Source organism: Actinomadura parmotrematis (assembly GCF_019458805.1).
GTDB classification, from domain to species: domain Bacteria; phylum Actinomycetota; class Actinomycetes; order Streptosporangiales; family Streptosporangiaceae; genus Spirillospora; species Spirillospora parmotrematis.
The window spans coordinates 1-10198 of the sequence record NZ_JAIBOA010000044.1 but is presented as its reverse complement, the minus strand read 5'-3'; the positions used below and the strand labels follow the sequence as shown (position 1 = coordinate 10198).

Here is a 10198-nt window from a genome sequence, read left to right as displayed (position 1 = left end):
ATATTAGGGAAGGCCCCGCCGAAAGGCGGGGCCTTTTCCATTTCCGGCCCTGGTGAGGGCGGTAGTCCAGGTCACAGGGGCTTGTTCTTTAGACCTGCCCTCTTAGGGCAAAGGGAGGGGCGAGCGACACTCGCATGGGAGGAAGTGGTCGCGATGCTCGGCTCCACATCGGCCGGTCTGCTGCTCATTCTCGCCGCGATCGTGGTGTTCGTCCTGGTGGGCCTGTTCTATATGGGCGACCGTCGGGAGCGTCCGCCGAGCGGCTCCGAGCGCGGTGGATCGCGTTACACCTGATCCCAGGGCGGCGGTTGGGCCCGGCCGAGAGGTTGATTGACTGTTCTGATGGTCGACTTCGAGGTCGTGCGGGTGTTCTGCGGCCCCGATGGGCGGTACGGCAACCCCCTCGGGGTGGTGCGCGACGGCTCGTCGGTCCCTTCGCGTGAGGGGCGGCAGCGGGTCGCGGCGGACCTCGGGTTCAGCGAGACCGTGTTCGTCGATGACGCCCTTCGGGGCGTCATCGACATCTACACCCCCACCCTCCGGCTGCCTTTCGCCGGGCATCCCTGCGTCGGCGCGGCCTGGCTCCTGGACGTGCCGGAGCTGGTGACGCCGGCCGGGACAGTGGCGTGCCGCCGGGACGGCGACGTGGCATGGATCGCCGCGCGGTCCGCCTGGGCGCCCGCTAGGATTTTGCGCGCCTATACGTCCGCGGCGGAAATCGACGCGCTCTCGGTCCCGCCGCCTGGAGAGTGGATCTATGCGTGGGCTTGGTCGGACGAGGCGGCCGGTGTGGTCAGGGCGCGGGCCTTTCCCGGGCGGAACGACGGGATCGAGGAGGACGAGGCGACGGGGGCGGCCGCCCTTCTCCTCACCGCCGACCTCGGCCGGTCGTTGGACGTCCGGCAGGGGAGGGGTTCTCGGATCGTCACGCATCTCGCCGGGGACGGGATGATCGAGGTGGGCGGCACGGTGCGGAGGTGACACGCTCGGAGGCGTCCTCTCTACGTCGTTCTCCGGCGCGGAGGTGCCGTCACGGAGGGGACGCCGTCGTTTCGGCCTGCGTACGGATGGCGGTGAGCAGGCGGCGCATGCCCAGCACGTGCAGCCCCGTCGCGACCACCAGGGTCCGGTAGCCGCGTCCGGCGACGCCTGGAAAGGCGGCCCGGCTCTCGGCGCGCAAGCGGCTGCGTCCTGCTTCGAGGGGCTCGATCCGGAACGTCAAGGTGTAGTCGGAGAAGCGGTGCCGTCCCGCCAGCCGGAGCTCTCGCCCGGGGACGGCCGCCGCGACCCGGAAGCCCGGGACCGCCGAGCCTTCGGAGGGCGGCCACGGTCCCGTCCGGGCGGGTGGATCGCCTCCGATGAGCCGGACGTAGCGGGCCGCGACCCAGCGCGAGAAGGATCGATCGAACACCTGGACCACCGCGTGCCAGAGGGGCTCGGGGTCGGCCTCGACCACGCTCGTGTGCTCGTCCAGCCAGGGGGGCGGCTCTGCGGGCATTCCTTCCTCCCGATGGTCTCGCCGAGTGGTGCGCCGGCCCCACTATCGCAGGGCGCGTCGCCGGTCCTGTGACCCGAACCGGACGCTCCGACAGCGATCATCCGTCGGCGGGCGGGCATGACGGACGCGCCGAACCGGGGAGGTCGCCATGTGGGTCTGGATCGTGCTCGCCGTGCTCGGGGCGGGGCCGCTGCTCCTCGCCTGGCGGCTGCTGCGCGCCCCGCAGGCGCCGCCGGTCGGGGACAAGGTATGGGAACGGGAACTGCGGCTCGATCCTCGCGGCGGGTGGCTCAAAGAGCACCACGGGTTGTCGGTCGGCGAGCGGGCGCGTGTCCAGGACGCCGTGGAGGCGGGACGCGCGGTCCCTGACGAGAGCCTGCGCGCGATCGCGGCCGAGTACGCCGCCTGGCAGCAGGGGGAGGCGAGCGCGCAGCGGCGACGACAGTGGATCGTGGCGGCCTCGGTGATGGGTGGCTATCTAGGCAGTGCGCTGTTGGCGGCCGCGCTTCACCAGTGGGACTGGGGAGCGTTCGGCGTGCCGGTGGGTTACGCGGGTCTGTTCGTCCTACGGCTGGGGAAGGAGATCTACGTGCGGCCCCGTCGGCTCGCGAAGGCCGTCCGCCTCAACTCCCAGCCGATGACTTCGGGGGACGCCGGCGGTCACCACTCCTGATAACGGATCGGAGGACGGACATGTTGCTGGACGGCAAGGTCGCCGTGATCTACGGAGGCGGTGGCAAGGTCGGTGGCGCGGTCGCCGGGGCGTTCGCCCGTGAGGGCGCCCGCGTTCACCTCGCGGGCCGCACCGCCGCGACCCTGGACGCGGTCGCGGCGCGAATCCGGGCGGCGGGCGGCGCGGCTGAGACCGCCGTGCTGGACGCCCTGGACGAGGCGGCGGTGGACGCGCACGCCGACGCCGTCGCCGCCGCGGAGGGCTCCCTCGACATCTCCTTCAACCTGGTCGAGCCGGGCGTCGTGCAGGGCACGCCGCTCGCCGGGATGTCCCTCGCCGACTTCGAGGGTGGGATCCACCGTGCGCTGCGCACGCTGTTCCTCACCTCCCGCGCCGCCGCCCGGCACATGGTCCCGCGCGGGTCGGGTGTGATCCTGGTGTTCGGCGGGCACGGTCCGCCGACGGCCGGCGTCGGCGGGCTCCAGGTGGCGCTGCAGGCGCAGGAGACGCTGGCCCAGGCGCTCGCCGCCGAGCTCGGTCCGCACGGGGTCCGGACGGTGACGCTCCAGACCGGCGGCATCCCCGAGTCGATTCCCGCGGACCTGCCGATCCGCGACGAGGTCACCGCCGCCATCGAGGGGGCGACCCTGCTGGGCCGTGCCGCGACCCTCGCCGACGTTGGAGACGTGGCCGCGTTCGTCGCGTCCGACCGGGCCCGCACCATCACCGGTTCGGCCGTGAACATCACCTGCGGGGCGACGGCCGGCTGACCGTCAGCCGCCGGCGGCGAGCGCGAGGTCCAGGGTGGCCGCCCACTGGCGGAGCAGGCGGGCGCGGCGCGCCGAGTCGTCGGTGAGCAGCCCGGCGAGGCCGAGGCCGCGGACCAGGTCCAGGGTCGCCTGCACGGTCTCGCGGACGCCCGCCACCGACTCGTCCGCGCCGAGCGCCTCCACGGTGAGCCGGTGCGCCTCCCGGCCGACCCGCGCCTCCAGCGGCAGCACCAGGGCGCGGAGCTGCTCGTCCGAGCTCGCCGCGACCCAGAGGTGCAGGGCGGCGCGGAACAGCGGGCTGCTGTACATCTCGCCGAGGAGCTCGACGACCTCCAGCGTGGACGGCCGCCCGCCCGCGAGGGCGTCCAGGCGCTCGCGCATCTGCGCCATCCGCACCTCGCTGCCGTACTCGACGGCGGCGGTGACGAGCTCCTCGCGGGTCCGGAAGTGGTGCTGGGCGGCGCCGCGCGACACCCCGGCCCGCTCGGCGACCACCGCGACGGTCGTCCCGGCCCAGCCGACGGACGCGAGGCAGTCCACGGCCGCCTCCAGCAGCCGCCGCCGGGTGGCGCGGCTGCGGTCCTGCCGCGGCTCGCGGGGGATCGCCTGGGTGCTCATCGCGTCCTTCGGGTCGGGTCCGACCAGTCAACCAAAACCATCCACCCGAAACAATCAAGCACGATTGATTTTTTATCGGCGGGCTGGCAGGCTGCCGCCCATGACCCCACCGCTGCGGATCGGCAACGCCTCCGGGTTCTACGGCGACCGGTTCGCCGCCGTTCGCGAGATGCTGGAGGGCGGCCCGCTGGACGTCCTCACCGGCGACTACCTCGCCGAGCTGACCCTGCTGATCCTCGGCCGGGGCAGGCTGAAGGACCCCGGCGCGGGCTACGCCTCCACCTTCCTGCGGCAGATGGAGGAGTCCCTCGGGCTCGCCGTCGAGAACGGCGTGCGGATCGTCGCCAACGCGGGCGGCCTCAACCCGCGCGGCCTGGCGGACCGGCTCCGCGAGCTCGCCGCGCGGCTCGGCGTGGACGTGCGGGTCGCCCACGTCGAGGGTGACGACCTGCTGCCGCGCGCCGGGGAGCTCGGCTTCGCCGATCCGCGCTACGGCGACCCGCTCACTGCCAACGCCTACCTCGGCGCCTGGGGCATCGCCGAGTGCCTGAAGGCGGGCGCCGACGTCGTCGTCACCGGCCGGGTCACCGACGCCTCGCTGGTCGTCGGCCCGGCCGCCGCGCACTTCGGGTGGGCCCGCGACGACTGGGACGCCCTCGCCGGCGCCACCGCCGCCGGGCACGTCCTGGAGTGCGGCGCGCAGGCGACCGGCGGCAACTACGCCTTCTTCCAAGAAATCTACAATGTAAAGCCACTGGGCTTTCCGATCGCCGAGATCCGGGCCGACGGCTCCAGCGTGATCACCAAGCACGAGGGGACCGGCGGCAACGTGACCGCCGAGACCGTCACCGCCCAGCTCCTCTACGAGATCGGCGCCCCCGCCTACGCCGGGCCCGACGTCGTCACCCGCTTCGACAGCGTCCGGCTGCGCGAGGAGGGCCCCGACCGTGTCGAGATCAGCGGCGTGCGCGGCGCGCCGCCGCCGCCGACGACCAAGGTCTGCCTGAACCACCTCGGCGGTCACCGCAACGAGATGACGTTCGTGCTGACCGGCCTGGACGTCGAGGCCAAGGCGGCGTTCGCCCGTGCTCAGACCGAGGCGGCCTTCGGCTCCCGGCGGCCCGAGCGGGTGGAGTGGACGCTGCTCGGCGTGCCGGTCGCCGACCCGGCCACGCAGGGGCAGGCGACCGCGCTGCTGCGGTGCGCCGTCCTCGATCCCGATGCCGACACGGTCGGGCGGGCGTTCAGTGGGGCCGTCGTCGAGCTCGCGCTCGCCGGCTATCCCGGCTTCACGATGACCTCGCCGCCCGGCGGGGGTGCTCCGTACGGGGTGTACCGGCCGGCGTTCGTGTCGAACGGGGAGGTCGAGCATGTCGCGGTCCTGCCCGACGGTGCGCGGGTGCGGATCTCGGGCGGTCCGACCGCGCCGCTCCCTGCGGCCGAGGAGGCTCCGCGCACCTTCGCGCCGCCGCCCGCCGCCGCTGTTCGTGCCCCGCTCGGCCGTGTTGTGGGCGCGCGCTCGGGTGACAAGGGCGGCGATGCCAATATCGGTGTCTGGGCCCGTACCGACGCGCAGTGGGTGTGGTTGGAGGCGTTCCTGACCACCGGGCGGCTCGCCGAGCTGCTCCCTGAGACCCGCGGCCATGCGGTGGCCCGTCATGTCCTGCCCAACCTGCGGGCTCTCAACTTCGTCGTGGCGGGGCTGCTGCAGGAGGGCGTCTCGGCCTCGACCCGCTTCGATCCGCAGGGCAAGGCCCTTGGGGAGTGGCTCCGGTCGCGCCTCGTCGACATTCCGGAGGACGTCCTGTGACCTTGAAGTCCGCGCTCGACCCGGATGGGGCCGAGTACGCCGAGCGGCGGGCGGCGATGCTCGCCAAGCTCGCCGATCTGGAGGCCGAGCACGCCAAGGCGCTCGCGGGCGGCGGTGAGAAGTACGTCGCCCGTCATCACGGGCGCGGCAAGCTCTTGGCCCGTGAGCGGATCGAGCTGCTCCTCGATCCCGACGCGCCGTTCTTGGAGCTGAGCCCGCTCGCGGCGTGGGGGAGCGATTTCCCGGTCGGGGCCAGCGTCATCACCGGGATCGGGGTGGTGGAGGGCGTCGAGTGCATGATCGTCGCTAACGATCCGACGGTGCGCGGCGGTTCGTCCAATCCCTGGACGGTGCGGAAGAGCTTTCGGGCCGCCGACATCGCGCTGGCCAACCGGCTTCCGGTGATCAATCTGGTGGAGTCCGGGGGTGCGGACCTGCCCACCCAGAAGGAGATCTTCATTCCGGGTGGGCGGATGTTCCGCGATCTGACCCGGCTGTCGGCCGCCGGGATCCCGACGATCGCCCTGGTGTTCGGCAATTCCACCGCGGGTGGCGCCTACATTCCCGGCATGTGCGATCACGTGGTCATGGTCAAGGAGCGGGCCAAGGTGTTCCTCGGTGGGCCGCCGCTGGTGAGGATGGCGACGGGGGAGGAGGCGGACGATGAGGAGTTGGGCGGCGCGGAGATGCACGCCCGCACCTCCGGGCTCGCCGATCACATGGCCGTGGATGAGGCCGATGCGATGCGCATCGGCCGCTCCATCGTCAGGCGGCTGAACCATCGCAAGCTCGGTCCGGCGCCCGGTCCGGTCCGCGAGCCCGTTCTGGATCCCGAGGAGCTCGCCGGCATCGTCCCGGCGGATTTGAAGATCCCCTTCGATCCGCGGGAGGTCATCGGGCGGATCGTGGACGCTTCGGAGTTCGACGAGTTCAAGCCGTTGTACGGGACGAGCCTGGTCACGGGCTGGGCGCGCCTGCACGGTTATCCGATCGGCGTCCTTGCCAATGCGCAGGGTGTGCTGTTCGGGGATGAGGCGCAGAAGGCGGCCCAGTTCATCCAGTTGGCGAACCGGGCGGACACGCCGCTGCTGTTCCTGCACAACACCACCGGTTACATGGTGGGCAAGGAGTACGAGCAGGCGGGCATCATCAAGCACGGCGCTTTGATGATCAATGCGGTGGCCAACAGCCGGGTGCCGCATCTCACCGTCGTGATGGGCGCCTCCTACGGTGCGGGGAACTACGGCATGTGCGGTCGCGCCTATGACCCTCGTTTCCTGTTCACCTGGCCGAGTGCCAAGTCGGCGGTGATGGGTCCCCAGCAGCTCGCCGGGGTGCTGTCGATCGTCGCCCGGCAGGCGACCGAGGCGCGCGGCGGCGTTTACGACGAGGCGCAGGACGCCGCCATGCGCGAGATGGTGGAGGCCCAGATCGAGGCCGAGTCGCTGCCCTACTTCCTGTCGGGGCGGCTCTACGACGACGGCGTCATCGACCCGCGCGACACCCGAACCGTCCTCGGCCTGTGCCTGTCGGCCGTCCACGGCGCCCCGGTGCGCGGCGCGGACGGCTACGGCGTCTTCCGGATGTGAGCTGATGATCGACACATTGCTGGTGGCCAACCGCGGCGAGATCGCCCGCCGTGTCCTGCGTACCTGCCGCGCTCTGGGCATCGGGACCGTCGCGGTCTTCTCCGACGCCGACGAGCGGGCCCCGCACGTCCGTGAGGCGGGCGCGGCCGTCCGGCTGCCGGGTGAGGCGCCCGCCGCGACCTACCTGCGCGGCGATCTGGTCATCGCCGCCGCGCTCGCGGCCGGCGCCGACGCGGTCCATCCGGGCTATGGGTTCCTGTCGGAGAACGCGGGTTTCGCCGCTGCCGTCGTGGACGCGGGGCTCATCTGGGTCGGGCCGCCGCCTGCGGCGATCGCGGCGATGGGCTCCAAGATCGAGGCGAAGCGGTTGATGGCGGCCGCGGGCGTGCCGGTCCTGCCGGAGCTGGATCCGGGCGCCGTTACCGAGGCCGATCTGCCGCTGCTGGTGAAGGCGTCGGCGGGTGGCGGCGGGCGGGGCATGCGGGTCGTGCGGGCGCTGGACGAGCTCGCGGGGGCCGTCGAGGGCGCTCGCCGCGAGGCGCGGTCGGCGTTCGGCGACGATGCGGTGTTCTGCGAGCCGCTGCTGGAGAACGCGCGGCACGTCGAGGTGCAGATCCTCGCCGACGCGCACGGCACCGTCTGGGCGCTGGGCGAGCGCGACTGCTCGGTGCAGCGCCGCCACCAGAAGATCATCGAGGAGGCGCCGTCGCCGGCCGTCGGGGACGCGCTGCGGGCCGAGCTGTGCGCGGCCGCCGTCGGCGCCGCCGGGGCCATCGGCTACACCGGCGCCGGCACGGTGGAGTTCATGCTCGCCCCCGACGGCCGGTTCTTCTTCCTGGAGGTCAACACCCGGCTGCAGGTCGAGCATCCCGTCACCGAGTGCGTCTACGGTCTGGACCTCGTCCGCCTGCAGATCGAGGTCGCCGAGGGGCGGCGGTTGCCGGCCGCGCCGCCCGCTCCGCGCGGTCACGCCATCGAGGTCCGCCTGTACGCCGAGGACCCGGCGGCGGGCTGGCGGCCCGGGTCGGGCACCCTGCACACCTTCGAGATCCCCGGTGTCGACGTGGCGTTCGGGCTCGGCGGCGAGGCCGGGCTGCGCCTCGACAGCGGTGTGGAGAGCGGCGGTGAGGTCGGTGTCCACTACGACCCGATGCTCGCCAAGCTCATCGCTTGGGCGCCTACCCGTGACGCCGCCGCGCGGCGCCTGCGGGCCGCGCTCGCCGGCGCCCGTATTCATGGCGTCACCACCAACCGCGACCTGCTGGCCCGCATCATGGCCGAGCCCGCCTTCCTGGCGGGCGACGTCCACACCGGTTATCTCGACGCGGTCGGCCTGGACGTCCTCGCCGCGCCCTTGGCGGACGCGGAGGCCGTCCGCCTGTCGGCGCTCGCGGCCGCGCTGGCCGACGCCGCCGCCAACCGTGCCGCCGCGCCCGTGCTCGGCGGTCTGCCGTCGGGTTGGCGCAACCTGCCGTCCCAGCCGCAGCGCAAGATCTACGAGACGGCGGACGGCACGCCCGTCGAGGTCGCCTACCGGATCACCCGCGACGGGCTCGCCGCTGGCGGCCACGACGGCGTCGCGCTCGCTTCCTCGGCTCCCGGGGAGGTCGTCCTCGACGTCGCCGGTGTGCGGCGGGCGTTCCGCGTCCGCACCGCGGGCGGCCACGCCTACGTGGACTCGCCGCTCGGGCCGGTCGCGCTGCGCGCCGTGCCGCGCTTCGCCGACCCCCGCGACCTCGTCGCGCCCGGCTCGCTCCTGGCGCCCATGCCGGGCACCGTCGTGCGGGTCGAGACCGAGGCCGGCGCCGCCGTCGCCGAGGGGCAGCCGCTGCTGGTGCTGGAGGCCATGAAGATGGAGCATCGCATCGCCGCCCCCGCCGCGGGGACCGTCACCGAGCTGAACGTCGCCGCCGGGCAGCAGGTGCAGGCCGGCGCCGTCCTGGCCGTCATCTCCGAGCGAACCCCCGAAGGGAACCCCCAGTGAGCTTCATCGAGTCCGAGGAGCGGCAGGCCCTGCGCGCCGCCGTCGCCGCGCTCGGCGCCAAGTACGGCCCCGACTACTACATCCGCAAGGCCAAGGCCGGCGAGAAGACCACCGAGCTGTGGGACGAGGCGGGCCGCCTCGGCTACCTGGGCGTCAACATCCCCGAGGAGTACGGCGGCGGGGGCGGCGGCATCGGCGACCTCGCCGCGGTCTGCGAGGAGCTGGCGGCCGCGGGCTGCCCGCTGCTGCTCATGGTCGTCTCCCCGGCCATCTGCGCCACCATCATCGCCCGCTCGGGCACCGCGGACCAGCGCGAGCACTGGCTGCCCCGGTTCGCCGACGGGTCGGTGAAGATGGCGTTCGCCATCACCGAGCCCGACGCCGGCTCCAACTCCCACCGCATCACCACGACGGCGCGCCGCGACGGCGACGGGTGGGTCCTGAACGGTCAGAAGACCTTCATCTCCGGGGTCGACGAGGCCGACGCGGTGCTGTTCGTGTCCCGCAGCGAGGACCAGAAGGGCAACCTGCGGCCCTCCCTGTTCATCGTGCCGACGGACGCGCCCGGGTTCACCTGGACGCCCATCGAGATGGAGATCGTCTCGCCGGAGCGGCAGTTCGTCTGCCACCTCGACGACGTCCGGCTGCCCTACGAGGCCCTGGTCGGCGACGAGGACGGCGGCATCCTGCAGCTGTTCGCCGGGCTGAACCCCGAGCGCATCATGGCCGCGGCGATGGGCGCCGGCATCGGCCGCCTCGCCCTCGGCAAGGCCGTCGCCTACGCCGGGGACCGGCAGGTCTTCAAGTCCCCGATCGGGGCGCACCAGGGCGTCGCGCACCCGCTGGCCCAGGGCAAGATCGAGCTGGAGCTCGCCCGGCTGATGGGCCAGAAGGCCGCCTGGCTCTACGACGCCGGCGACGACATGGGCGCGGGCGAGGCCGCCAACATGGCCAAGTACGCCACCGCCGAGGCCGCGATCCACTGCGTGGACCAGGCCATCCAGACCCATGGCGGCAACGGCCTCACCAGCGAGTACGGCGTCGGCATGCTCGCCGGGGTGGTCCGCCTCATGCGCATCGCCCCGGTGAGCCGCGAGATGATCCTCAACTTCGTCGCCCAGCACTCCCTCGGGCTGCCGAAGTCCTATTAAGGACAGAATGGCGAAAAAGGGGCCAGGGGGGTGGGTGGTTTCCGTAGGATTCCGGCGCGACCCCCACCGGAAAGGCGCCGATGTACGGTCCTCCGCCCCCCGCCC

Annotated in this window: 10 protein-coding genes; 8 read left to right on the top strand and 2 right to left on the bottom strand. The window is 72.8% G+C overall.

What is annotated here, in order from left to right; all coding sequences use genetic code 11:
* Positions 1-144: 144 nt before the first annotated feature.
* Both K1Y72_RS35755 and K1Y72_RS35750 read left to right on the top strand, forming a co-directional pair.
* Positions 145-294, top strand: a complete 150-nt coding sequence (locus K1Y72_RS35755) for a hypothetical protein (protein WP_220170989.1) — start codon at positions 145-147, stop codon at positions 292-294.
* A gap of 48 nt (positions 295-342) precedes the next feature.
* Positions 343-981, top strand: a complete 639-nt coding sequence (locus K1Y72_RS35750; RefSeq protein WP_220170988.1) for a PhzF family phenazine biosynthesis protein — start codon at positions 343-345, stop codon at positions 979-981.
* A gap of 49 nt (positions 982-1030) precedes the next feature.
* On the opposite strand, the gene K1Y72_RS35745 is transcribed toward K1Y72_RS35750, so the two are convergent.
* Positions 1031-1498, bottom strand: coding sequence for a hypothetical protein (locus K1Y72_RS35745; RefSeq protein ID WP_220170987.1), 468 nt, complete (start codon positions 1496-1498; stop codon positions 1031-1033).
* Between the two features lie 148 nt (positions 1499-1646).
* On the opposite strand from K1Y72_RS35745, the gene K1Y72_RS35740 reads away from it, so the two are divergent.
* Both K1Y72_RS35740 and K1Y72_RS35735 read left to right on the top strand, forming a co-directional pair.
* Positions 1647-2171, top strand: a complete 525-nt coding sequence (locus K1Y72_RS35740) for a hypothetical protein (protein WP_220170986.1) — start codon at positions 1647-1649, stop codon at positions 2169-2171.
* 20 nt (positions 2172-2191) lie between these two features.
* Positions 2192-2941, top strand: a complete 750-nt coding sequence (locus K1Y72_RS35735) for an SDR family NAD(P)-dependent oxidoreductase (RefSeq protein WP_220170985.1) — start codon at positions 2192-2194, stop codon at positions 2939-2941.
* A gap of 3 nt (positions 2942-2944) precedes the next feature.
* On the opposite strand, the gene K1Y72_RS35730 is transcribed toward K1Y72_RS35735, so the two are convergent.
* On the bottom strand, positions 2945-3559 hold the full coding sequence (locus K1Y72_RS35730; RefSeq protein ID WP_220170984.1) for a TetR/AcrR family transcriptional regulator: 615 nt from the start codon (positions 3557-3559) through the stop codon (positions 2945-2947).
* A gap of 100 nt (positions 3560-3659) precedes the next feature.
* Between K1Y72_RS35730 and K1Y72_RS35725 the strand changes: the two genes are divergently transcribed.
* From K1Y72_RS35725 to K1Y72_RS35710, 4 genes are read left to right on the top strand one after another with little or no spacing between them, the layout of a single operon-like run.
* Positions 3660-5369, top strand: coding sequence for an acyclic terpene utilization AtuA family protein (locus K1Y72_RS35725; RefSeq protein WP_220170983.1), 1710 nt, complete (start codon positions 3660-3662; stop codon positions 5367-5369).
* Positions 5366-6958: an acyl-CoA carboxylase subunit beta gene (locus K1Y72_RS35720; protein ID WP_220170982.1), complete on the top strand. Its 1593-nt coding sequence runs from the start codon at positions 5366-5368 to the stop codon at positions 6956-6958. The genes K1Y72_RS35725 and K1Y72_RS35720 overlap by 4 nt, the downstream gene beginning before the upstream one ends.
* Positions 6959-6962: 4 nt before the next feature.
* Complete coding sequence (locus K1Y72_RS35715) at positions 6963-8942, top strand: acetyl/propionyl/methylcrotonyl-CoA carboxylase subunit alpha (RefSeq protein WP_220170981.1); 1980 nt, start codon at positions 6963-6965, stop codon at positions 8940-8942.
* Positions 8939-10093 (top strand): acyl-CoA dehydrogenase family protein, encoded by a 1155-nt coding sequence (locus tag K1Y72_RS35710; RefSeq protein ID WP_220170980.1) that lies wholly within the window; start codon positions 8939-8941, stop codon positions 10091-10093. The genes K1Y72_RS35715 and K1Y72_RS35710 overlap by 4 nt, the downstream gene beginning before the upstream one ends.
* Positions 10094-10198: the final 105 nt, after the last annotated feature.

Excerpts from the sequence above, each read along its gene's own strand:
- K1Y72_RS35750 (WP_220170988.1), top strand. The coding sequence starts at position 343 with ATGGTCGACTTCGAGGTCGTGCGGGTGTTCTGCGGCCCCGATGGGCGG.
- K1Y72_RS35745 (WP_220170987.1), bottom strand. The coding sequence starts at position 1,498 with ATGCCCGCAGAGCCGCCCCCCTGGCTGGACGAGCACACGAGCGTGGTC.
- K1Y72_RS35740 (WP_220170986.1), top strand. The coding sequence starts at position 1,647 with ATGTGGGTCTGGATCGTGCTCGCCGTGCTCGGGGCGGGGCCGCTGCTC.
- K1Y72_RS35735 (WP_220170985.1), top strand. The coding sequence starts at position 2,192 with ATGTTGCTGGACGGCAAGGTCGCCGTGATCTACGGAGGCGGTGGCAAG.
- K1Y72_RS35730 (WP_220170984.1), bottom strand. The coding sequence starts at position 3,559 with ATGAGCACCCAGGCGATCCCCCGCGAGCCGCGGCAGGACCGCAGCCGC.
- K1Y72_RS35725 (WP_220170983.1), top strand. The coding sequence starts at position 3,660 with ATGACCCCACCGCTGCGGATCGGCAACGCCTCCGGGTTCTACGGCGAC.
- K1Y72_RS35715 (WP_220170981.1), top strand. The coding sequence starts at position 6,963 with ATGATCGACACATTGCTGGTGGCCAACCGCGGCGAGATCGCCCGCCGT.